Source organism: Bacillus vallismortis, assembly GCF_040784915.1.
GTDB classification, from domain to species: Bacteria; Bacillota; Bacilli; order Bacillales; family Bacillaceae; genus Bacillus; species Bacillus subtilis_G.
Map to the genome: position 1 here is coordinate 781,106 of NZ_CP160797.1, position 24,091 is coordinate 805,196.

Consider the following 24,091-nt stretch of genomic DNA (forward strand, 5'->3'; position numbering starts at 1 on the left):
CGTTCGGCGGGAGCGCCGGTATCACGAAAGGAGAACAGATATGGAAACTGTGCCGAAGAAGGGAGATGCACCTGTTCTCACTGCTGGAAAAGGCATCAGCTGGATGGCTGCGTTCAAACGGGACAAATGGCTTTATCTTCTGCTTATTCCCGGCCTGCTTTATTTTTTGGTATTCAAATACTTGCCGATGTGGGGCGTGCTGATCGCATTTAAAGACTATTCGCCTTATCTCGGCTTCTGGAAAAGCGAATGGGTCGGCTTTGATTATTTCAAAGACTTTTTTATGAATCCGGATTTTTTCCGGCTGCTGCGCAATACTCTTATGCTGGCGAGTCTGGACCTTTTGTTTGCCTTTCCCGCGCCTCTCATTTTGGCCTTGCTTTTGAATGAGGTGAGGAAGGCCGTGTATAAAAGGTGCATCCAAACTTTTATTTACGTGCCCCATTTTGTGTCATGGACAATTGTGGTCAGCATCACCTTTGTTTTCTTTACTGTCGATACAGGTGTGATCAACAAATTGATCATGGGCCTGACAGGTGGGCAGATATCCTTCTTATCGGATGCGGACTGGTTCCGGCCGATGATTGTGATGCAAAGCATCTGGAAGGAGACGGGCTGGGGCACGATTTTATTTCTGGCCGCGCTGGCGACAGTTGATCAGGAGCAGTATGAAGCCGCCATTATGGACGGAGCGGGCCGGTTCAGGAGAATGTGGCATATTACGCTGCCGGCGATCAGAAGCACCATTATCGTTCTGTTAATTTTAAGAATCGGCAGCTTTTTGAATCTCGGCTTTGAACAGGTATATTTGATGACGAACTCGCTCAACCGGAGCGTGGCTGACATTTTTGACACGTACGTGTACATGATGGGGATTACCCAAGGCGCGTACAGCTACAGCACGGCGGTCGGTTTGTTTAAATCGGTTGTCGGGATTATCTTGATTTTCGGCGCCAATTACATTGCGAAAAAGTTTGATCAGGAAGGATTGTTTTAGAGGAGGGAGAGGTATGGCTGACATTCACACGATGCACAACACAAAAGCCGGACGGGTGTTTGACGTCTGCAACTTTCTGTTTCTCGGCGGAGTCGGTGCGATTACCATTTTGCCGTTTTTGTATATTATCGCCGGTTCCTTTGCGACAGAAGCGGAACTCGCCCAGCGCAGCTTCTTTATTTTCCCGAAAACCTTTACACTTGATGCTTACAAGTATGTGTTTTCGACACCGACGTTCATCCGAAGCATGGGCGTCTCCATCTTCATCACCGTGGTCGGGACGGCTGTGCAGCTGTTTTTCACCCTTACGATGGCGTATCCGCTGGCGAAGCGGCATGTGAAGGGGCGGAATCTGCTGTTGAATCTGGTCATTTTCTCTATGCTCTTTTCCGGCGGCATGATTCCGACATACCTTGTCGTGAAATCACTTGGCCTTTTGGATACGTATTGGGCATTGATTCTGCCGATGGCGATTAATCCGTTCAACCTTATTATTATCAAAAACTTCTTTCAGCAGCTGCCGCGCGAGCTGGAGGAATCGGCAAAAATTGACGGCTGTTCAGAAATCGGCGTTTTCTGGCGGATCGCCCTGCCGCTGTCAAAGCCAGTCATTGCGACTTTTGCGCTGTTTTATGCGGTCGGGATTTGGAATGATTTCTTCCACGCTCTCTTATATATCAATGACAGTGCAAAATGGCCGCTGCAAATGGTGCTTCGCCAAGTCACAATCTTATCGGATTTAACGGCGACCAATGGCGATACGATGCAAAATACCGTCCCGCCGGAGCAGGGGATTAAACTCGCCGTCATTGTCATTGCGACACTTCCGATTTTGGCGGTCTACCCGTTCTTACAAAAACACTTTGCAAAAGGAATACTGATTGGTTCGGTGAAAGGTTGAGAAAGGGAGTGTTTCCTATCAGTACGTTAGATCAAATTAAAATCGCCTATATCGGCGGGGGATCCCAAGGCTGGGCCAGAAGCCTGATGAATGATCTGTCGATTGATGAGCGGATGTCAGGCACGGTGGCGCTTTATGATCTTGATTTTGAAGCGGCTCAGAAAAACGAAATGATCGGCAATCACAGCGGAGAAGGCAGATGGAGGTACGAAGCGGTTTCTACTTTGAAAAAGGCGTTATCGGGCGCGGATATCGTCATCATTTCTATTTTGCCGGGTTCATTGAATGATATGGAAGTCGATGTCCACTTGCCTGAGCGCTGCGGCATTTATCAATCCGTAGGTGATACTGTCGGGCCGGGCGGAATCATCAGAGGCTTGCGGGCTGTTCCGATGTTGGTGGAAATTGCCCGGGCAATAAGAGACTACGCACCTGAATCATGGGTCATCAATTATACAAACCCGATGTCTGTCTGTACAAAAGTGCTGTATAAAGTGTTTCCCGGCATCAAAGCGATTGGCTGCTGCCACGAGGTATTTGGCACGCAAAAGCTGCTGGCGGAAATGGTCAAAGAAAGGCTCGGAGTAGAGGTGCTGCGGCGTGAAGATATCCGCGTCAATGTCCTGGGCATTAACCATTTCACATGGATCACGGAAGCCTCTTACCGCCATATTGATCTGCTGCCTATATTCCATGAATTCAGCGCGCATTATGGAGAATCAGGATATGAGCTGGAGGGGGAAAGCTGGAGAGACAGCGTCTTTCGTTCGGCGCACCGTGTGGCGTTTGATTTATTTGAAACGTATGGCGCCATCCCCGCTGCGGGTGACAGGCATCTGGCGGAATTTCTTCCCGGCCCTTACCTCAAACAGCCTGAGTCATGGAAATTTCATCTCACACCTGTATCATTCAGAAAACAAGACAGAGAGGAGAAACGAAAAGAATCAGAACGATTAATCGTGCAAAAACGGGGCGCTGCCGGGAAGGCCTCGGGAGAAGAAGGGGTGAACATCATAGCGGCTCTTATCGGAGTGGGTGAACTTGTCACGAATGTAAATGCGCCGAATCAAGGCCAAGTTTCCAATCTTCCTTTACAAGCGATTGTCGAAACGAACGCCTTGATTACCCGCAACAGCGTCCAGCCGATTTTCTCTGGAGCGCTGCCGAAAGGTGTGGAAATGCTGGCGTCTAGGCACGTATCCAATCAGGAGGCAGTGGTGGAAGCCGGTTTGACAAAGAATCGCACGCTCGCTTTCCAGGCCTTTCTCAATGATCCGCTTGTCACGAGTGACCGCAGTGATGCAGAACCGCTTTTTGATGACATGCTGGCAAAGCACCAAATGATGTGAAAAACGTCAGCCGGCGAACGGGCTGATTTTTTTATCGAAATCAGCAGTTTCGGTTTAGAAAAAGTTCAGTTGTCCATAATGGTAGTAGCTCTTAAGAAGTAGGTGCTATCAACTGTGGGAGATTATGTAAATGTAGCAATTGAATTAGTTTGCGGTCTCGGCATTTTATTTGTCATTTTGAAATTCCTTGGGAAAACCCAATTCTCTCAACTCACCCCGTTTGACTTTATTTCTGCCTTAGTTTTAGGAGAACTGGTCGGAAATGCCGTCTACGATCATGAAATCAAGATAAAAGAAATTATTTTTGCTTCACTCCTATGGGGCTTTCTTATCTTTTTAATTGAATTGATTACACAAAAACTAAAAGGAACCAGAAAGTTTCTGGAAGGCGAACCGAATATTGTGATTCATAAAGGAAAAGTGAAATACAAGATGCTGAAGAAAAACAAGCTCGATATTAATCAGCTGCAAAGCCTTCTAAGGCAACAAGGGTGTTTTTCGATTCAGGAAGTGGAATATGCGATTCTGGAAACAAACGGAATGATCAGTGTACTCCCGAAAGCCGATTTCGGTAAACCGACCAGAAAAGATATGAACCTTCCGATAAATGAAGTGTCTTTGCCGATTACGTTAATTCTTGATGGGGAGATTGTGTATGATAACCTGTCAGAAGCGGGTGTGGATGAACAATGGCTGAAGCAATCGCTGCAAAAGCAAGGCGTTGAAAAGGCTGAGGACGTCCTATACGCGGAGTGGCATGCCGACCAGCCGCTATATGTCACCACATATAGAGAAGGCAGTTCGTCATGACCGTAAAAAAGAGCTTGCAGCTCATGCAAGCTCTTTTCATTATTCATGAGTCCCTTGTTTAACAGCTCTTACATGATACATGCTCACTTCAGTGCTGATCAGGTAGTCAGGCTTTGGTTTGCCCTTGTTCGCTTTATGGCCGGCGATATGCGCATCGCTTTTTTCCCATTGCTTCCAGTAATCCTCAGATTCCCAGCGAATCATGACAACAACTTCCTCATCACCGCGGCGGACGTTTTTCTCAAGCACTGTTACATCAATTATGCCTTCTTGTTTTTCAATGATTCCTTCAGCACTGAAACGTTCGATTACTTTGTCTGCATGGCCTTCTTTTACCGTCATTTTTCTCAACTGAACAAACATCTGTCTCTCTCCAATCATTCTCATATATGAATAATTGTAAATGAAATTCATTCTCAATGTCAAAGAAAGAGCACGGCGGAATAAAGCTACCGTCATCGTTATTCTTTTAATAAAAATACATTGCCGTCTTCGTCCTTAAATTGAACGAAGGTGCCCCACTCCATTTGATTGGGCTCACCAAGAAATTCTATACCGTTTGCTTTCATTTTCTCGTATGTACCAAAGATGTCTTCACATTCAAACACGATGGAAGCTTTCATTTGTTCAGAGCCTTTCATCATGGCTTTCGGGTAAATGACTAAACGAGTCTGGGCTCCTTTTGGCGCAACCTCCAGCCAGCTTACGTCAGGTCCCATCGGGTGGTCCGCCGCAATATCAAAGCCAACCTTCTCCGCCCAAAATTGCTTCGCTTTTTGCTGGTCCTCAACATATACAGCAACAGTGCCAATTTGTTTGATCATAGGGAAACCTCCAATTTGAAAGATAATGATACTATAACCTATTCCTGGCCGAAGTAACATAAAAAATCAGCCGGCAAAACCGGCTGATTTTTCGATTAATACGAGCAGCTTACAACATCTATCAAATTTGTGTCTAAGGCGAAATAAATCCAGCGCCGCCGGTAAGAATCCCAATAAAAGCCGCCGACGGATCTTCTGCCAAGGATAATCGGGTAGAACCAGAATGAGCTGCCGTTGGTTAACCAAACATAGGTAAATCGGAAGAGGCATGGCTGAATGGCAACGGGCTCAACTAAATAAGTGCCTGCTTGAGCGCTCTGCGGCTTTTTCGGTTTCGCCGGTTTTTGTGAAGGCGGGGGACCCTGCGGCGCGCCGCCGCCGATGCCAGGAACGGAGCCGCCGCCGATACCTGGCACAGCACCGCCGCCGATGCCGGGAACGGAGCCGCCGCCGATGCCGGGAACGGAGCCGCCGCCGATGCCGGGAACGGAGCCGCCGCCGATACCTGGCACAGCGCCGCCGCCAATGCCAGACCATGGATAGCCATCTGGATAACGGTAATCATATTCAAAAACAGGCCATGGTTCATAAAAATGCCCGGCAAACATATAAGGATCAGTATAATACATGTGATAACGTCCTTTCTCATTGTAAACTGTACATCTGCAGTTTATGCATGCGGACTTAGATTGGTGCATTCGCCTATGGATAAAACTGGAATTCGCTCCGGAGGCAGAATCATATCATTTTTCCCTAGTCCCATTCACAATTCCGATTTATACTTTTATAATAAAAGAGCTTCTACTATGAAAAAGGAGACAGACCGTGAATATCGATCAATTATTATATCAATATATCATAGACAACACTGCGGATATTACTGAGAAATGGTTCAGTTTACGATGTCAGCTGAAAGGTGAGCTATATTCCGCCGACAATTTAAGTGAAGAAATGAAAAAGCAGTTAACCGAGCAGCATACGTTTACCAATATCACAATCGCAAGCGCGTTTTTGGAGGATCAAACTGAGTTTCAAAAAAATCTGGCAAAATGGGCGCTAACCGTTGCGAAAAACAGGGTAGAGCAAGATGTTCAGGTGCATGAGGTCGTAGAAGCCATCTCAAACTCCAGAATCTCATTCTGGGGCGCAGTCGTTTCTTTTATAAAAGAGAATCGGGATATCGTCACAAATCAGGATGCCGACCGATGGAACCGGATTGTGAATCAGTCGTTTGATAAGCTGATTATTGAGTTTTCTGAGCAGTATCAAAAATTTATGCTGCTGAGGCTCACGTCTCAGCAGGAACTGATTTCTGAGCTGGGTTGTCCGGTGATTTCCATTGCAGATGGAATCGGGATATTGCCGCTTATCGGCTCCATTGATACAAAACGGGCACAGGTCATTTTAGAAACAGTGCCGGTCAGCTGTATCGAGAGAAAAATCACAAGCCTTGTCGTTGATCTTTCGGGTGTTCCGATTGTGGATACCATGGTGGCGCAGCAGCTGTACAACCTGTCAAAAACACTTTTCTTACTAGGCGTAAAAGCTGTATTTTCAGGGATTCGCCCGGATGTGGCCCAGACATCGATTCAATTGGGGCTTGATTTCAGTGAATACGAAACGTATGGCACGCTGAAGCAGGCATTAGAAAACATGGGCGTCCGCTGTATTGTGGAGCAATTAGAAGAAAACAAATAGGAAGTTGTTCAGGCATATGATTGTCCGCCAACGGATGATCATATGCCTTTTGGCTTTCCCAACCAACCTCAGTTTTGGCACCGTGACAGTTCTTGATTTGCCAAAAGGTATTGAATAGAAAATCATCGTTTGTCGCTGAAAAGGAAAGAAGGGAGTCTTGGCGTAAAGGCGTTTGGTTTCTTTAAATTTTCCTTAAAACACATACATATTTCATCCAATTTTTATATAATAGACCTTTAAGATCATATTTTGGGAGGATTTTTGACATGCAAGCTACGGTTCACGAGAGTAAGCAATCGATCATGCAGCGTATTTTGACAGTCTTTGTTTTCACATTATTAATCGCGACTGTCGGTCTTTTTATCGGCCAATTTGTTCCTGCCGCTTTGATGCTGCCGCTTTCTATTCTTGAAGTGGGAATGATTATTCTGGCCTTCTGGATGCGCAGAAAAAAAGCGGTTGGGTATGCGTTTGTATATACATTCGCGTTTGTTTCCGGCATCACCTTATTTCCGATCGTCAGCCACTACGCTTCCATCGCCGGCGCCTATGTCGTGCTTGAAGCCTTTGGTTCTACATTTGTCATTTTTGCTGTTCTAGGCACAATCGGCGCGAAAATGAAGAAGGATTTATCCTTCCTGTCGTCATTTCTGCTAGTTGCCGTGCTCGCACTTGTAGCGGTCGGCATTTTCAACATTTTCAGTCCGTTAAACTCAGCGGCGATGATGGCGTATTCCGTGATCGGAACCATCGTCTTTTCCCTTTACATTTTGTATGATTTGAACCAAATCAAACACCGCCATATTACGGAAGACTTAATTCCGGTTATGGCATTATCGCTGTACCTTGACTTTATCAACTTGTTCATCAACCTGCTTCGTTTCTTCGGCATTTTGAGCAGCGATGATTAATCAGAGAGCGCCTGTCATTGATTGGCGCTTTTTCCATACCTCAAAAAGGCAGGTGAAGTGATGATGAAAAAACAACGAGGCGCTTATGTCTCCTTGGCAGCAGCCATGGCAATCGTCGGCAGCTCTGTCGTCGTCGGCAAGCTGATGGTCGAGCGCATTCCGGTCTTTCTATCCTCGGGACTGCGTTTTTTGCTGGCTGCTATTGTATTGCTGACGCTGCTGTTTTGCATTGAAAAAGGGTTCCCGGCTTTGACGAAAAAAGATGTGCTTGTATTGCTGGTGCAATCATTCACAGGCGTGTTTTTGTTCAGTATTTGCCTGCTGTATGGGGTTCAATATACGACTGGAACGGAAAGCGGCATTTTGACAAGCACAACACCGATGGTAATCGGTATTTTATCCTTTTTCCTGCTGAGAGAAAAAATAGAGAAAAAGACGTTGATCGGCATTTTGCTTGCGGTTTGCGGCGTGATGGCGATTAATCTGTTTGGAACAGGGAGCCAAGACGGGACGCCGCACGCCTTATTTGGCAACATGCTGATCATTGCTGCAGTCATAGGCGAAGCGTTGTTTACATTGATGGCCAAGCTGCTGTCTCCGCATATTTCGGCATTGGCGATTTCAACCTTCGTATCGCTCTTCGGCTTCCTGTTTTTTCTCCCGTTTGCTTTGGTTGAGGCCTCTTCATTTGATTTCAGCGTTCCGTCAGTTTTGGAGTGGTCGTATGTGCTGTATTACGCGCTTTTTGTCACCGTTTTGGCGTTTTACTTATGGTATAGCGGAGTGACGAAGGTGACGGCGGGGGTATCGGGCATTTTCACATCCGTTCTTCCAGTCTCCGCTGTCATTTTGTCAGGTGTGATATTGAAGGAGCCGTTTGAGCTAGTGCATCTGATCGGCATTGTATGCGTCATCAGCGGCATATTTGTTACGGTCATAAAGAAAAAACAGCCGGATACGTATCCGGCTTCAAAAGAAAAGACGCTGTAGCCTGTCCGGTCGGACGGGTTTTTTAGTCTTTAAACACGCTCAGTTTTTCAAAAAGATCGCGGAAGAGCTGATTGGGGAGTGCTCTGCGGTGTTGAGGGAAGGATATTAAATAGGAAAAGTCCAGAGTTGAATTCTGGACTTTTTATTCTTGCTCTGTTTTATTCCGTATCCGCTCAATCACCTCATGCAGCCCCTCAGGCTTATAAAACTCCACCGGGGAACTGCCCTTCTCAAATGAAATCGTTTCGGCTTCAATCAGCGCGACATAGCGCCCGTTCACTTTTGCGAGATGAATCGACTCGCCAAAATCAGCTAGCAATCCCTTAATCTCGGTATCTCCGACTTTCATTTTCAGCTGGGCTTCCGGGGTGTGCTCGATGATTTGGGCGGAGGCTTCGATGACCTGATGGGTGTCGAGGCGCTCTTGGATTTCGCGTTTTTCGCTTGCTTCCCAAATTTCGATGTCTTGTTCAAATTGCTTCAGCTCTTCGCTGTTGTCTTCAAATGTCTCGTAGACGTGCTCCTGCACCATGTTCATGACCTGGTGTTTCATGATTTCCGGCATTGATTCGCCGTACTCGACGAATTTGAGAAAGTCCTCGAAATAGCGGGCGTGCGAGGATTGGTGGATTTTCAGCTCGCCTTCCTCGATCATTCCTTCCTCCGGCATGTACGGGTATTGGATGCTTTTCATGTTTTTTGTCGTAATCGCCATTTCGACTTTTTTAATGAGAGAAGACGCGTCTGAAATGCGGGCGACTTTCGGCTCGAAATCACATTTCATAATAAAGACAAACGACTCGTCGAAGTATTTTCTCGGAACGGCCGAAGCCACAAGGAACACGCCGCCGCGGACCGCGCTCGTGTCGAGGTACGTGCGGACGAACTGCTCGCTCAGCTCGTTAAAGTCTTCTTTTGTTTCCGCCAGGCGCGCCCGGTTGAACATGTTGTAGTTCGGGTTGGAATCAAGCTCGTGGCCGGGTTCGACGATAAAATGGCCGATTTTCGTCGGCACCTGCTCAGACTGCGGATGGCGGTCGGCTTTCCGTTTGACGATTTTTTTCAGTTCTCCGTCTAGAAAGTCCTTCAGCTCGCTTTCTTCAAATTCACCCGTATCAAGGGTTTGGAAGTGCTTGAACTGCTTGTTCGCCTGCTCATCCTTGCCTTCCACCTGTATGACATAAAAGGATAAAAATCGAATTTCAAAATCCATAAATGAACTCACCTTATTTGCGTATTGTACAGCTTCTCAAGTATAGAAAAAACAATGTTCATACGTCAATCTGAGGAACGGAATAATCATCACCATGAAAGGGAAATGTAGTCAATAGAAGGCATTTCATACGGAAAGGAATGGTTCGATGAAGGAAACAAGCCCGATTCCTCAGCCGAAGACGTTTGGGCCGCTTGGCAATCTGCCTTTAATTGATAAAGACAAACCGACGATTTCGCTGATCAAACTGGCGGAAGAGCAGGGGCCAATTTTTCAAATCCATACACCTGCGGGCACGACTATTGTGGTGTCCGGCCATGAGTTGGTGAAGGAGGTTTGTGATGAAGAGCGATTTGACAAAAGCATTGAAGGCGCCTTGGAGAAGGTTCGCGCGTTTTCGGGTGACGGATTGTTTACAAGCTGGACGCATGAGCCTAACTGGAGAAAAGCGCACAACATTCTGATGCCGACGTTCAGCCAGCGGGCAATGAAGGATTATCATGAAAAAATGGTCGATATCGCTGTTCAGCTCATCCAAAAGTGGGCCAGGCTCAATCCGAATGAAGCAGTCGATGTTCCCGCTGATATGACGCGGCTGACGCTGGACACGATTGGGCTGTGCGGGTTTAACTATCGCTTTAACAGCTATTACAGAGAAACGCCCCATCCGTTTATCAACAGCATGGTGCGCGCGCTCGATGAAGCGATGCACCAGATGCAGCGGCTTGATTTTCAAGATAAGCTTATGGTGAGGACAAAGCGACAATTTCATCATGATATTCAAACGATGTTTTCGTTAGTCGACAGCATTATTGCAGAGCGCAAGGCGGATGGGGATCAGGGTGAAAAAGATTTGCTCGCCCGCATGCTGAAGGTGGAAGATCCTGAGACCGGAGAAAAGCTTGACGATGAAAATATTCGTTTTCAGATCATTACGTTTTTGATTGCCGGACATGAAACAACGAGCGGCCTGCTATCCTTTGCGATCTACTTTTTATTGAATCATCCCGACAAACTGAAAAAGGCGTATGAAGAGGTCGACCGGGTGCTGACGGATGCAGCGCCGACCTACAAACAAGTGCTTGAGCTGAAATACATCCGGATGATTTTAAATGAATCCCTGCGTTTATGGCCGACAGCCCCGGCTTTCAGCCTTTATCCAAAGGAAGACACAGTCATTGGCGGAAAGTACCCGATTACGACGAAAGACAGAATTTCTGTGCTGATTCCGCAGCTTCACCGAGATCGAGACGCTTGGGGAGAGGATGCCGAGGAATTCCGTCCAGAACGGTTCGAACAGCAGGACCAGGTGCCCCATCATGCGTACAAACCGTTCGGAAATGGACAGCGGGCCTGTATCGGTATGCAGTTTGCCCTTCATGAAGCCACACTTGTGCTGGGCATGATATTAAAATATTTCACGTTGATTGATCATGAGAATTATGAGCTTGATATCAAGCAAACCTTGACACTCAAGCCGGGCGATTTTCGTATCAGGGTTCAAACACGGAACCAGGAAGCCATTCATGCCGACGTCCCGGCAGCTGACAAGGCGGCGTCTGATGAGCAAAAAGAGAAAGCGGAAGCAAAGGGCGCATCGGTCATCGGCCTCAACAACCGGCCGCTTCTCGTTCTGTATGGCTCTGATACCGGCACCGCGGAAGGCGTCGCCCGGGAGCTTGCCGATACAGCCAGTCTTCACGGCGTAAGAACTGAAGTGGCGCCTCTGAACGACCAGATTGGAAAGCTGCCGAAAGAGGGAGCGGTAGTCATTGTGACCTCTTCCTATAACGGAAAACCGCCAAGCAATGCGGGGCAGTTCGTGCAGTGGCTTCAAGAGATCAAACCGGGTGAGCTTGAGGGCGTCCGTCACGCCGTATTTGGCTGCGGTGATCATAATTGGGCGAGCACGTATCAGGACGTGCCGAGATTCATTGATGAGCAGCTTGCGGAGAAAGGCGCGACTCGGTTTTCTGCGCGCGGAGAAGGTGATGTAAGCGGTGATTTTGAAGGGCAGCTTGACGAGTGGAAAAAAAGCATGTGGGCGGACGCCATCAAAGCATTCGGACTGGAGCTTAATGAAAACGCCGATAAGGAACGAAGCACGCTGAGCCTCCAGTTTGTCAGAGAGCTTGGAGAGTCCCCGCTGGCCCGATCGTACGAAGCGGTTCACGCATCTATCGCCGAAAATCGTGAACTCCAGTCCGCGGACAGCGATCGCAGCACTCGCCATATCGAAATCGCATTGCCGCCGGAGGTTGAATATCGTGAGGGGGATCATCTTGGCGTATTGCCGAGGAACAGCCAAACCAATGTCAGCCGGATTCTTCACCGCTTCGGTCTGAAGGGAACCGACCAAGTGACACTGTCGGCAAGCGGGCGCAGTGCGGGGCATTTGCCTTTAGGCCGACCTGTCAGCCTGCAAGACCTTCTTAGCTACAGCGTCGAGGTGCAGGAAGCCGCCACTAGGGCGCAAATCCGGGAGCTGGCGGCGTTTACTGTCTGTCCGCCTCATAAACGCGAATTGGAAGAACTGGCGGCAGAGGGTGTCTACCAGGAACACATATTGAAAAAACGGATTTCCATGCTAGACCTGCTTGAACAATATGAAGCGTGCGACATGCCGTTTGAACGATTTTTAGAGCTTTTACGGCCATTAAAACCAAGATATTACTCGATTTCCAGCTCGCCAAGGGTGAATCCGGAGCAAGCATCCATTACAGTCGGTGTTGTGCGCGGTCCTGCATGGAGCGGTCTTGGCGAGTACAGGGGCGTGGCTTCAAATGACTTAGCTGAGCGCCATACGGGTGATGATGTCGTGATGTTTATCCGCACACCGGAATCCCGGTTTCAGCTTCCGGAAGACCCGGAAACCCCGATCATTATGGTCGGTCCGGGCACAGGGGTAGCGCCATTCCGCGGCTTTCTCCAAGCGCGCGCAGCTTTAAAGCGAGAGGGAAAAACGCTCGGCGAAGCTCATCTCTATTTCGGATGCAGGAACGATCGTGATTTTATTTACCGGGATGAGCTTGAGCAGTTTGAAAAAGACGGAATCGCCACTGTCCACACAGCTTTTTCCAGAAAAGAAGGCATGCCGAAAACGTATGTTCAGCATCTCATGGCTGATCATGCAGAAACATTAATTTCAATTCTTGATCGCGGAGGCAGGCTCTACGTATGCGGCGACGGCAGCAAAATGGCCCCAGATGTGGAGGCCGCACTGCAAAAAGCGCATCAGGCTGTTCATGGCACCGGCGAACAAGAAGCGCAAAACTGGCTGAAACATCTGCAGGATACGGGCGCGTATGCTAAAGATGTCTGGTCAGGGATATAGATCATGAAGACTGGAGACATCCAGTCTTTTTTTGCCCTTGCAAAAAAATTGTGATCACGCTACAATCACCACAGCCCGTCTAAAGGGCGGGCTGTCCATAAGACCTATTTTTCGTTTTTGCTAGTTTATGTTATTCTTATACTCGGTATCTATTTCTTTTTTAAAGGCACACATGGCAAAAGAAGTCTTTTTTATTTCCGAGAAAAAATGTGAAACGAAACGAAGGCTTCGTTCGTCCAATGGTTGGTCTGAAATAGGTGCAATAAAAATGGTATGGTGCAAAACATAAATATTCCGGGCTTACCGCGGTGTATTTATTTGTTGTGTGATGCCTTGATTTTGTTTGGAAAGAAGGAATTGGAAGACAGGATAAAGAGCAGGTAAATATGAATAAAGACTTAAAGTGTTTAAGAAAGTAGAGGTTGCTATGAAGAAACTTTTCTCTTACAAACTTAGCTTTTTTGTGCTGGCTGTTATACTGTTTTGGGCAAAAACGTATTTATCCTACAAGGCAGAGTTTAACCTAGGGGTAAAAGGCACAACCCAGGAGATCCTCCTGGTATTTAACCCGTTCTCAAGCGCTGTCTTCTTTTTAGGACTGGCTTTGCTTGCGAAAGGGCGCAAATCAGCGATTATCATGCTGATAATCGATTTTGTGATGACATTTGTGTTATACGCGAATATTTTATTCTATCGTTTCTTTGACGATTTCTTGACGTTCCCGAACATTAAACAGTCCGGCAACGTCGGAAACATGGGAGACGGGATTTTCAGCATCATGGCCGCTCATGATATTTTCTATTTCTTAGATATTATGATTTTGATTGCGGTATTGATCTGGAGACCTGAATTAAAAGAATACAAAATGAAAAAACGCTTTGCGTCTTTGGTGATCCTTTCCGGGGTCGCACTGTTTTTCATCAACCTGCACTATGCGGAAAAAGACCGACCGCAGCTGCTGACAAGAACGTTTGACCGCAATTATATCGTGAAATATTTAGGTCTTTACAATTACACCATTTATGACGGTGTGCAGACGGCTCAAACGGAATCACAAAGAGCCTACGCCAGCAGCGATGATTTAACAAGTGTCGAGAATTACACGACGTCTCATTATGCGAAACCGAATGCCGAGTACTTCGGTTCTGCCAAAGGCAAAAACATCATTAAGATTCACCTGGAAAGCTTCCAGACATTCCTGATTGATTATAAGCTGAACGGTGAAGAGGTGACGCCTTTCTTAAATAAACTCGCACACGGCGCAGAAGATATGATGTATTTTGATAACTTTTTCCATCAAACCGGCCAGGGAAAAACATCCGATGCCGAGCTGACAATGGACAACTCCATCTTCGGCCTTCCTGAAGGCTCCGCGTTTGTGACGAAGGGCGAAAACACATACCAGTCGCTTCCGGCGATTTTAGACCAGAAGGAAGGCTACACAAGCGCTGTTATGCATGGTGACTACAAATCATTCTGGAACCGTGACCAGGTTTATAAACATATTGGGTATGACGAGTTCTTCGACGCAAGCAGTTATGACATGTCTGAAGAAAACCTCGTGAATATGGGACTCAAGGATAAGCCGTTCTTTACAGAATCGATTCCAAAACTTGAATCTCTTAAACAGCCGTTTTACGCGCATTTGATTACGTTGACACACCATTATCCGTTTAACCTGGATGAAAAAGATGCGACCATTAAGAAAGCGACAACGGGTGATAAAACAGTTGATAATTACTTCCAGACAGCCCGTTACCTTGACGAGTCGCTTGAGCAATTCTTCAAGGAACTGAAGGAAGCCGGCCTTTATGACAATTCAGTCATTATGCTTTACGGTGACCACAACGGTATTTCTGAAAACCATAACCGCGCAATGAAAGAGATTCTCGGAAAAGAAATTACAGATTACCAAAACGCGCAGAACCAGCGCGTGCCTCTGATGATCCGCGTGCCTGGCAAAAAAGGCGGAGTGAACCATACGTATGGCGGCGAAATTGACGTTATGCCGACACTTCTGCACTTGCAAGGTATTGATTCGCAGAAATATATCAACTTCGGCACTGATTTATTGTCTAAAGACCACGATGATACAGTGGCGTTCAGAAACGGCGACTTCGTGACGCCGAAGTACACATCAGTCGACAATATCATTTACGATACGAAGACAGGTGAAAAACTGGAAGCGAATGAAGAAACGAAGAATCTGAAAACAAGAGTGAGCCAGCAGCTGAGTCTCTCAGACAGTGTCCTGTACAAAGACTTGCTGAGATTCCACAAACTGAGTGATTTCAAAGCCGTTGATCCGTCTGACTATCATTACGGCAAGGAAAAAGAAATCAAATAAGACGAGAAAGAGCCTTGAGCGGGCACATTGCCTTCGCTCAAGGCTCTTTTTTTGGTTACATAACCAACTTGAAAAAATAGATTCCATTTGGTCACCAAGGCCGGCTTTCTCTCATATCATTACAGTAGAATTTGAAACCGGTATTGAAGTGGACAAATTATCGGGGAAACGCCTTGGTAGATTGTAAAGATTACCAGGTTTCGAACTCAATATTCATAGAGATGAGGGGTAGAGATGAAAGCGGTCATTCTCTGCGGCGGAAAAGGAACGAGAATGAGTGAAGTCACGAACGACATTCCTAAACCGCTCGCCATGATAGGCGGCAAACCGATTCTATGGCATATTATGAAAATCTATCAGTACTACGGAGTAAACGAGTTTATTCTGCTTTTGGGCTATAAAGGAGAAAAAATCAAAGAATACTTTCTCGATTATGAATGGAAGCACAACAGCCTGACTCTCGACAGCTCTACGGGAGAGGTGCAGATGCTGGGGCAGCCTGAAACGTGGAAAATGACGTTTTTGGAGACAGGGGAAGACACGCTGACAGCCGGAAGAATTTTGCAGGCAAAAGACTATATCGGCGATGAAACGTTTCTGCTCACCTATGGGGACGGGCTGGCCAATATCAATCTTTTCCATCTCATCAGCTATCATCAGGCAAAAGGTGCTGCCGCGACTGTCACCGGTATTGACAAAGTCTCGCAGTTCGGCACCTTGACGGTTGAAGACGGCATGGCGAAAACATTTTCTGAGAAAACATCGAGTGACGGAATCATCAATGGCGGATTCTTTGTTCTCAGTCCCAAGGTTTTCGAATATTTGCCGAAGGACGGGAACATGATGTTCGAAGATGAACCGCTGAAGAACCTTGCCAAAGACGGAGAACTTGCCGTGTACCGCCATTACGGATTTTGGACGGCCATCGATACGTATAAAAATCTCTTAGAAGTCAACAAAATGTGGGATCAAGGACAACAAGTATGGAAGGTATGGTGAACTGATTTGAGTTTCTGGAAAAATAAAAACGTATTTGTCACGGGGTGTACAGGTCTTTTAGGAAGCTATTTGGTGAAAGAACTGATCGAACAGGGCGCCAACGTGACGGGGCTTGTCAGAGATCATGTGCCGGAATCCAATCTTTATCAGGGAGAACATATCAAGAAAATGAACATCGTGCGGGGCTCTCTTGAAGACTTGCCTGTGATTGAACGCACGCTTGGCGAGTATGAAATTGACACAGTCTTTCACCTCGCCGCACAAGCGATTGTCGGCGTGGCAAACCGCAACCCGATTTCCACCTTTGAAGCGAATATCCTCGGTACGTGGAATGTTCTTGAAGCCTGCCGGAAGCACCCATTAATCAAGAGGGTCATTGTCGCTTCAAGTGATAAAGCTTACGGCGACCAAGAGAACCTTCCGTACGATGAAAATATGCCGCTGCAAGGCAAACATCCGTACGACGTCTCGAAAAGCTGCGCAGATCTGATCAGCCACACGTATTATCACACATACGGGGTTCCGGTCTGCATCACGCGCTGCGGAAACCTGTACGGCGGCGGGGATTTGAACTTCAACCGCATCATTCCGCAAACGATTCAGCTTGTGCTGAACGGGGAAGCGCCGGAAATCCGCAGCGATGGCACGTTTGTCCGCGACTACTTTTATATCGAAGATGCCGTTCAGGCTTATTTGCTTCTGGCAGAAAAAATGGAAGAAAACAATCTTGCCGGAGAGGCCTTTAACTTCAGCAATGAGATTCAGCTGACCGTACTTGAACTGGTTGAAAAAATATTGAAGAAAATGGGCAGCAGCCTGAAGCCAAAGGTGCTGAATCAGGGAAGCAATGAAATCAAACATCAATATTTATCCGCGGAAAAAGCGAGAAAGCTGCTGCATTGGACACCGGTCTACACCATTGATGAGGGACTTGAAAAAACGATTGAGTGGTATACGGAATTCTTCAAAAAGTAATATGAAACGAGGTGAACATGACTGTGACCAGCGCATATTGCACCGTTTTATCAAAAGGGAGATTATATCAGGCAGTCGCCTTATTTAAGTCGTTGGAGCAAGTTGATCCAAACAGCCCTATATTTACATTATGCATGGATGAAGATACGCACCGTGTCTTACAGAAACTGAAGATGAAGCAGCTGAACCTTGTGCCGGTGTCCGCGCTCGAAAATGAACGGCTTCTGAAGCTCAAGGAAACAAGAGATCAAAGCGAGTACTGCTGGACGATGAAGCCGATCTTCCTGCAAGCTGTGCTGAACAGCAACCCCGAGCTGGAGCGTGTGACGTATATTGACGGGGATCTCTTTTTCTATGCCGATCCATCGCCGATTTTTGAAAACCAGCCGGACTGCTCGGTGCTGCTTTCACGGGGTGATATCGTCATCCCTTCCTTCGAAAAAGAGCAGATTGTCATGCTGCAGCGCCTTTTAGGCAGATATAACTCCGGCTTTATCAGCTTCAAGCGTGATGATGACGGCACGGACTGCTTGGAATGGTGGAAGGAACGCTGTCTTGAGGAGTGTAAAAATGCCCCGGGTGAAGGGAAATTCGGTGATCAAGGCTATTTGGATTATATGTCTGGGCTGTTTTCGAACGTATGTGACATCACGACACCCGGTGTCAACGTCGGCCACTGGAACTACGGGCAGCATACGTTTTCCTGGGAGGATGGAAGGATCGTGCTGGAGGATGGCAGCCCGCTGATTTTTTACCATTTCAGCGGATACCGAATCGTCAGCATCAATGAAATCAAACAGATTCATGAAACAACCCGCACAGACCTGCCGTTTGTGCATGAGCTGTATCAAGAAACACTGCCGCATATCATTCAGCACATCAACACGTTAGACCCTGAATTTGACGGTTTTGCTTCAAAAGATGATAACAAATAAATGATTAAATACAGGAAGTGAAAATGAAGTGAAAGCAAGCGTTATTATTCCTGCATATAATTCAAAGGAGCGTCTCTATAACAGCCTTCTGTCATTAAACCAGCAGGAGTGCGATGAAGAATTTGAAGTCATTGTAGCAGACAATGGCTCTGAGGATGGGACGCTCCCAATGCTTGAGACATTTCAAGCAGATTTTCCGCTGATCTTTACACGGATTAAAGAAAACAGGGGCATTGCGTATGGACGAAATCAAGCGCTTCGCAACGCCAGAGGAGATATCCTGATTTTTCATGACAGCGATATGCTTGCGGCAAAGGACCTTGTGGCAAAGCATATTAAAGCCCATGAGAACGAAGAGAATCTTGTGGTGTGCGGTTTGTTTTGGAAACGGATCTACAGTTTTTATTATGAACGCTTTGAAGATGAACATAAGGAACAGCTCGCAAAGCTCGTAGACGAAATGCCGAAGAAAGACAAACAAAAGCTGCTGAAGGAAGAGGACATCAAAAACGGAAGCTTTCTGGACAAAAGCTTCGACCTTGATACCGACTTTATTGACGTGCTCAAGCGGATTTTAGATGAGTACGGCGATGACCTGAAAGGCTACCATATGCCATGGCGCTTTTTTATCACGAATAATTCCTCTGTCAAACGCAAGCATGTGACTGACCTCGGTTTATTTGATGAAGGCATTGTGCGGTACGGATTTGAGGATTATGACCTCGGAATCAGGCTTCATCAGGCCGGGCTGACGTTCAGGCTGCATCGCGATATTGTCAGTGTTCATCAAGAGCACCCGAGCAATTGTAAGTCGGTAGACGATATTCGGGCAAATATTGCCTACATGTGCGATAAATACAACAACATCCGCTCCTTAGACGTTCATCTCGCTTTTAACGGGCCGTTCCCGCCTGACATGACGAACGGCATCATGGCTGATATTCAAAAGCTTTTGGAAGCTCGCAAATACGACTTGCTGCTGAATCTGTTTCTTGAGCTGCTTCATGTTGTCAAAGAACGCAACATTGACCCGGATTGGCAAAAGAAAGCCCCTAGGGTGACGGCGAAAAACTTTGATTTACAAACTGTCCGTAAGCTTCTGCCAAAAGCGAAGAAAAAGCTTGGCGTAAATGATTTCGCCAACGCGCTGTATGCGCTTGTCAACGATTTGCTGCACGTGGATCTTAGATAATTGGATGTGGTATGGTGAGTACATTTCATTTTTCAACAATAGTGTCAAGGACGCATATCTTTAAGCTCATGCCGATGATTCATTCGCTCCATGAGCATTGCGATGATTTTCATTTGTATGTGCTGTGTGTCGATCAAAAAGCGTATGAGTTGCTTCAGCACGTGCCATGGGAGCATGTGACCTTTGTGCAGCTGCATGAAATGGAAGACCCGGAGCTGCTGAAAGCGAAAAGCAATCGAACGTTTCATGAATATTGCTGGACATTAAAACCCGCTTTTTTGTTCCATGTTATGAGCAAATGGAATGATGCGGAATACTTTGCCCATATGGATACCGATCTGTTTTTCTTTTCTGATCCAGCATGTATTTTTGCCGAAAACCCAGCGGCTTCTCTATATTTGACTGATCACCGGAACTCGCCGCGGTTCCTGTCCTACTATGAACGGACCGGCCGCTTTAACACAGGCTTTGTCGGTGCCGCGAATACGAAAGAAGCATATGAAGCGGTGTGGCAGTGGAGACAGGACTGCATTGCATTTTGTACAGTAGAAATGAATACGGAACGAAAGACATACGGTGACCAAAGGTATGTGGAGAAGTGGCCGTCGCAGTATAAGGATGTGCATATTGTCAAATCAATCGGGGCCAATACAGCGCTTTGGAATATCGAAAACTATAAGGTCGGGCAAAAGGACGGCCGCGTGTATGTCGATGAAACGCCGCTGGTGTTCTATCATTTCTCCGGGTTTACATTGGTGACGGAAAAAGAGTTTAATCTTTGCTGGTATTATCAGATTGAAGACGAAGCGGCAATTGAAATGATTTATATGCCGTATGTGTTAAACCTGAAAAGATGGATTGACGAAATACAGGCGGCGTTCCCGGACTTTGCGGACGGTTTTATTCCAAAGCACGCGGTGCCGGATACTCATTTTGTACAGCTCGATTAAAAAATCCCTGCCGCATGGCAGGGGTTTTTCAGCGTGTCGACAAACCCTCGCATTCGTTGTCAGTCCTGCGCGTTGGTGCTCACTTATGCCATTCTCTCAGCTTCTGATCGCTCGGCAATAGGAAGGCTAGGATGCCGAGCACAGGGAGAAAGGCGGTGGCAATCATCGTCGGGGTCAGTCCCGCGGCGTCAATCAGAGCGCCCAACGCTACAGCGCCAATCGCGCCCATCCCGAAGGCGAGCCCGACAGTCAAACCGGACATTGTACCGATTTTTCCGGGAACAAGCTCCTGTGCGTAGACAACCGTTACTGAAAAGCTCGACATCAGCACTAAGCCGATTAATGCGAGCACGCCATAGGCGAGCACAGGTCCTGCAAATGGAAGAAAAATCGCCAGCGGCGCCGAGCACAGCAGCGAACAGAGGATCACGAAGCGTTTTCCGAAACAATCTGCGAGCGGGCCGCCGACAAACGTGCCGACAGCGCCGAACAGCAAAAAGACAAAAATATAACTCTGCGCCTGCTGGATGCTTACGTGATATGTATCGATCGCGTAAAACGTGTAAAAGTTGCCGATCGCACTCATATACCAAGAACGCGCAAAAATTAAAAATATAATCATGATAAGAGCAGAAATAACAGACTTGGTAATGGCCGTGTTTTCAGCCGTTTTCTTTTGTTTGCCGGACTTCTGGGTAAGGCTTCCGAGACGTGCGGCGTACCATTTCGCAATATAAAGCAGAAACATAACAGCAAGCGCGGCGACAAGCGTGAACCAAACGGCGCCGAATTGCCCGAGCGGCACAAGGATCAGCGCGGTGATGAGAGGCGCCATCGCCTGGCCTGAGTTTCCGCCCACCTGATAGATCGACTGGGCGAGCCCGCGTTTTGTGCCGGCGGCCATGTATGCCACACGGGAGCCTTCCGGATGGAAAATGGCCGAACCTAATCCGATGAAAAACACACAGCATAAGATCGTTATGAATGAGGGGGCAAATGCAAGGCCAAAAATGCCGAGCATGCTGGCGGTCAGGCCGATTGGCAGCGCGTAAGGCAGCGGCCGTTTATCGGTATACCAGCCGACGACAGGCTGCATCACAGATGACACCATGTTTAATGTGAAAGCGATGATGCCGAGCTGTGTAAACGTCAGGCTCATGGAGCGTTCCAAAATAGGAAACATGGCCGGAATCACGGCTTGCAGCGAATCGTTGAGCATATGGCAGATTCCAATGATCACCAAAATCGGATACACCGTGGTGCCTGGTTTTTGAACGGTTTTTTCTTTTAACGGGGCGGCGATAGCCAATTGAGTTTCCTCCTTACATATATAACCAAAGCATACCACCATATTATTCATAAGGTGAAGAATTTATCAAGAGGTAAAAAGACTCTCCAAAAAGAAAAACATCAGCCTAATGAGCAGCTGACGTTATTTTTGATATTCAAAATGTGATACAGCTCTTCAAGCTTACGAATCTCATAAGTTGGCACTGTTTCTGACTTATTCGGCTTCATGTCAGGGTTAATCCAGCAAGTATCAAGCCCGGCGAGCTGTCCGCCTTTGATATCGGCAGTCAGCGAATCACCGATAATTAATGCGTGCTCTGCTGAAAATGAGGGAATCCGTTCAAACACGTAATCGAAATATTCCTTCATTGGCTTTTGGTAGCCGGTGTCTTCAGATACGAAAATATCTTTAAAAAACGGAAATAATCCTGAATCACGGAGACGCTTGTACTGCGTCTTAGACACGCCGTTTGTCACGATATACAAATCAAACTGATACTGCAGGTTTGAGATGAGATCAAAGGCGCCGTCAACAAGCTGATGCCCTTCTTCAAGAAAGCTACGGTATTTTTGCTCAAGCAAGGTGCCGTCCGCCTCATAACTGTATTCCTTGAACAAAGCGGCAAAACGGGTGTTCACGACTTCATCCCGTGTCATTTTTCCTTCTTCAAAGGCACTCCAGAGACCTTGATTGATTGTTTTATACTGCATCTTCATTTCATCTGTTAAAGGAATGTTCTGATCTTCAAACAGCAAACGCAGCGCTAATGCTTCTGCCGCTCTAAAATCAAGGATGGTATCATCTACATCAAATAATAAAGTGCGGTATTGTTTCATCGGTTTGTCTCCCTTTCTGCATATGTCCTTCAAAGTATAGCACATAAAAAAAGGAAAAAGCCGGCTGGTGAGGCACCGCCGGCTGAAAAGAGATTATTTGTTTAATAAACTATGTTTCCTCGAATACAGGAAGTAAACCAGCGTTCCAACTGCGATCCAGATGGCAAATGAAAGCCATGTGACGCCGGGAAGGCTGTACATGAACCATAGGCAGATGCCAGCGCTGATAATTGGCACAACCGGAACGAACGGCACTCTGAAGGACGCTTTAATTTCCGGATGTTTTTTTCTTAATACGATAACAGCGATGGAAATGACCGTAAACGCGGCCAGCGTTCCCATGTTCACCAGATGAGCCAGCGTTCCGAGGTTGATAAAGCCGGCGATTCCCGCCGCAACGATACCTGTCAGCCATGTGTTGCGGAACGGGGTTTTAAACGACGGATGAACCTTTGCGAACAATCCAGGCAGAAGGCCGTCTCTGCTCATGGCAAATGTCAAGCGGACCTGAGCGTACAGCAAAGCGAGCATAACCGTCGTAATCCCGATAATGGCACCGACAGAAATAATTCCTGCAACAGCATCTTGGCCGACGAATTTAAGCGCAAAGGACACCGGATCTCCGACATCCAATTTGGTATAAGGCATCATGCCTGTCAGCACAAGCGATACCGTGATGTATAGAACCGTACAGACGGCAAGAGCTGAAATAATGCCGACGGGCATGTTTTTTTGCGGGTTTTTCACTTCCTCTGAAGCGTTAGAAACGGCGTCAAATCCGAGATACGCGAAGAATACAGTTGCCGCGCTGACAATGACGCCTTTCATCCCGAACGGCATAAAAGGAGACCAGTTATCCGGTTTGACATAACCGATGCCGACAATAATGAACAATAAAATGATCCCGATTTTCATCAGCACGATGACGTTGTTAAACCGTGTGCTTTCTTTGACGCCTCGGCTGACAATCGCAGTGATGATGAGAATGATCACTGCGGCCGGAAGATTAAACACGGCGCCCGGCGTGCTCCCCGGCGCCCCTGCCAATGCGGCCGGAATATGAAGGTTGAAGCCGGCAAGCAGTGATTGAAAGTATGAAGACCAGCCGGTGGCAACAGCCGACAGCGCAATGACATATTCAAGCATGAGATCCCATCCGATCAAAAAGGCAAGCAGCTCTCCGAGTGTCACGTAGGAGTATGAGTACACGCTTCCCGAAATCGGAATCGAAGACGAAAATTCAGCATAGCAGAAGGCAGCGAGCGCGCAGGCGAGCCCCGCTAAAATAAACGATATGATGAGGGCGGGACCTGCGCCGGTCGCGGCCACTGTTCCTGTAATGACAAAAATCCCTGTACCGATGACACAACCGATACCGAGCAAGGTTAAATCAAATGCGCTTAACGTACGAGCAAGGCTTTTTGACTTGCTCTGCGCACTCAATGTTTCGAGCGTTTTTTTTCTAAATAATGAACTCATCAATAGTTCCTCCTGGAAAATTCAAAATATTCTAATCATTATAGCCAATTCTTGTTGTAT

20 protein-coding genes and 1 pseudogene are annotated in these 24,091 nt (G+C 47.0%); 14 read left to right on the forward strand and 7 right to left on the reverse strand.

The window, feature by feature from the left end; genetic code table 11:
• Positions 1 to 40: 40 nt before the first annotated feature.
• From ABZM97_RS04005 to ABZM97_RS04020, 4 genes are all read left to right on the forward strand, one after another.
• Complete coding sequence (locus ABZM97_RS04005; protein WP_367387246.1) at positions 41 to 997, forward strand: ABC transporter permease; 957 nt, start codon at positions 41 to 43, stop codon at positions 995 to 997.
• Between the two features lie 13 nt (positions 998 to 1,010).
• Positions 1,011 to 1,898 carry a carbohydrate ABC transporter permease gene (locus ABZM97_RS04010; protein ID WP_367387247.1) on the forward strand — a complete coding sequence of 296 codons (888 nt, stop codon included), beginning with the start codon at positions 1,011 to 1,013 and terminating at the stop codon, positions 1,896 to 1,898.
• Between the two features lie 8 nt (positions 1,899 to 1,906).
• The gene (gene lplD / locus ABZM97_RS04015; protein WP_367387248.1) at positions 1,907 to 3,247 is read left to right on the forward strand and encodes an alpha-galacturonidase LplD; all 1,341 of its coding nucleotides are present in this window, start codon (positions 1,907 to 1,909) and stop codon (positions 3,245 to 3,247) included.
• Positions 3,248 to 3,361: 114 nt separating this feature from the next.
• Positions 3,362 to 4,057, forward strand: coding sequence for a DUF421 domain-containing protein (locus ABZM97_RS04020; protein WP_087992498.1), 696 nt, complete (start codon positions 3,362 to 3,364; stop codon positions 4,055 to 4,057).
• Positions 4,058 to 4,096: 39 nt separating this feature from the next.
• Here the strand turns inward: ABZM97_RS04020 and hmoA are convergent, their stop codons facing one another.
• The 3 genes from hmoA to ABZM97_RS04035 all read right to left on the reverse strand — a co-directional run bounded on the left by hmoA (position 4,097) and on the right by ABZM97_RS04035 (position 5,510).
• A complete protein-coding gene (gene hmoA, locus ABZM97_RS04025) occupies positions 4,097 to 4,420 on the reverse strand; it encodes a heme-degrading oxygenase HmoA (RefSeq protein WP_141113415.1) in 324 nt (107 codons plus the stop codon).
• Positions 4,421 to 4,518: 98 nt separating this feature from the next.
• Complete coding sequence (locus ABZM97_RS04030; RefSeq protein WP_087992499.1) at positions 4,519 to 4,881, reverse strand: VOC family protein; 363 nt, start codon at positions 4,879 to 4,881, stop codon at positions 4,519 to 4,521.
• 95 nt (positions 4,882 to 4,976) lie between these two features.
• Positions 4,977 to 5,510 (reverse strand): hypothetical protein, encoded by a 534-nt coding sequence (locus ABZM97_RS04035; protein WP_367387249.1) that lies wholly within the window; start codon positions 5,508 to 5,510, stop codon positions 4,977 to 4,979.
• Positions 5,511 to 5,706: 196 nt separating this feature from the next.
• Between ABZM97_RS04035 and ABZM97_RS04040 the strand changes: the two genes are divergently transcribed.
• The 3 genes and pseudogenes from ABZM97_RS04040 (at position 5,707) to ABZM97_RS04050 (ending at position 8,480) form a co-directional block, all read left to right on the forward strand.
• The gene (locus ABZM97_RS04040) at positions 5,707 to 6,579 is read left to right on the forward strand and encodes an STAS domain-containing protein (RefSeq protein WP_087992501.1); all 873 of its coding nucleotides are present in this window, start codon (positions 5,707 to 5,709) and stop codon (positions 6,577 to 6,579) included.
• Positions 6,580 to 6,845: 266 nt separating this feature from the next.
• On the forward strand, positions 6,846 to 7,490 hold the full coding sequence (locus ABZM97_RS04045) for a Bax inhibitor-1/YccA family protein (RefSeq protein ID WP_087992502.1): 645 nt from the start codon (positions 6,846 to 6,848) through the stop codon (positions 7,488 to 7,490).
• Positions 7,490 to 8,480, forward strand: a pseudogene (locus ABZM97_RS04050) (DMT family transporter). The gene ABZM97_RS04045 and the pseudogene ABZM97_RS04050 overlap by 1 nt, the downstream one beginning before the upstream one ends.
• Before the next feature lie 142 nt (positions 8,481 to 8,622).
• On the opposite strand, the gene ABZM97_RS04055 reads toward ABZM97_RS04050, so the two are convergent.
• Positions 8,623 to 9,693, reverse strand: coding sequence for a DUF3900 domain-containing protein (locus ABZM97_RS04055; protein WP_087992504.1), 1,071 nt, complete (start codon positions 9,691 to 9,693; stop codon positions 8,623 to 8,625).
• A 148-nt stretch (positions 9,694 to 9,841) separates the two neighbouring features.
• Between ABZM97_RS04055 and cypD the strand changes: the two genes are divergently transcribed.
• The 7 genes from cypD to ABZM97_RS04090 all read left to right on the forward strand — a co-directional run bounded on the left by cypD (position 9,842) and on the right by ABZM97_RS04090 (position 20,425).
• The gene (gene cypD, locus ABZM97_RS04060; RefSeq protein WP_367387250.1) at positions 9,842 to 13,027 is read left to right on the forward strand and encodes a bifunctional P-450/NADPH--P450 reductase; all 3,186 of its coding nucleotides are present in this window, start codon (positions 9,842 to 9,844) and stop codon (positions 13,025 to 13,027) included.
• 427 nt (positions 13,028 to 13,454) lie between these two features.
• Positions 13,455 to 15,374, forward strand: coding sequence for a lipoteichoic acid synthase LtaS1 (ltaS1, locus tag ABZM97_RS04065; RefSeq protein ID WP_087992506.1), 1,920 nt, complete (start codon positions 13,455 to 13,457; stop codon positions 15,372 to 15,374).
• A gap of 234 nt (positions 15,375 to 15,608) precedes the next feature.
• On the forward strand, positions 15,609 to 16,373 hold the full coding sequence (locus ABZM97_RS04070) for a glucose-1-phosphate cytidylyltransferase (protein ID WP_087992507.1): 765 nt from the start codon (positions 15,609 to 15,611) through the stop codon (positions 16,371 to 16,373).
• A gap of 6 nt (positions 16,374 to 16,379) precedes the next feature.
• Positions 16,380 to 17,348: a GDP-mannose 4,6-dehydratase gene (locus ABZM97_RS04075; RefSeq protein WP_202328306.1), complete on the forward strand. Its 969-nt coding sequence runs from the start codon at positions 16,380 to 16,382 to the stop codon at positions 17,346 to 17,348.
• A 23-nt stretch (positions 17,349 to 17,371) separates the two neighbouring features.
• A complete protein-coding gene (locus tag ABZM97_RS04080; protein WP_202328406.1) occupies positions 17,372 to 18,283 on the forward strand; it encodes a putative nucleotide-diphospho-sugar transferase in 912 nt (303 codons plus the stop codon).
• Between the two features lie 28 nt (positions 18,284 to 18,311).
• A complete protein-coding gene (locus ABZM97_RS04085; protein ID WP_367387251.1) occupies positions 18,312 to 19,475 on the forward strand; it encodes a glycosyltransferase family 2 protein in 1,164 nt (387 codons plus the stop codon).
• Between the two features lie 14 nt (positions 19,476 to 19,489).
• On the forward strand, positions 19,490 to 20,425 hold the full coding sequence (locus ABZM97_RS04090; RefSeq protein ID WP_087992511.1) for a putative nucleotide-diphospho-sugar transferase: 936 nt from the start codon (positions 19,490 to 19,492) through the stop codon (positions 20,423 to 20,425).
• 79 nt (positions 20,426 to 20,504) lie between these two features.
• On the opposite strand, the gene ABZM97_RS04095 is transcribed toward ABZM97_RS04090, so the two are convergent.
• The 3 genes from ABZM97_RS04095 to ABZM97_RS04105 form a co-directional block, all read right to left on the reverse strand.
• A complete protein-coding gene (locus tag ABZM97_RS04095; RefSeq protein ID WP_087992512.1) occupies positions 20,505 to 21,734 on the reverse strand; it encodes an MFS transporter in 1,230 nt (409 codons plus the stop codon).
• Between the two features lie 101 nt (positions 21,735 to 21,835).
• Positions 21,836 to 22,552, reverse strand: a complete 717-nt coding sequence (locus ABZM97_RS04100) for a YjjG family noncanonical pyrimidine nucleotidase (protein ID WP_087992513.1) — start codon at positions 22,550 to 22,552, stop codon at positions 21,836 to 21,838.
• 93 nt (positions 22,553 to 22,645) lie between these two features.
• Positions 22,646 to 24,031: an amino acid permease gene (locus tag ABZM97_RS04105; protein ID WP_087992514.1), complete on the reverse strand. Its 1,386-nt coding sequence runs from the start codon at positions 24,029 to 24,031 to the stop codon at positions 22,646 to 22,648.
• Between the last annotated feature and the right edge of the window lie 60 nt (positions 24,032 to 24,091).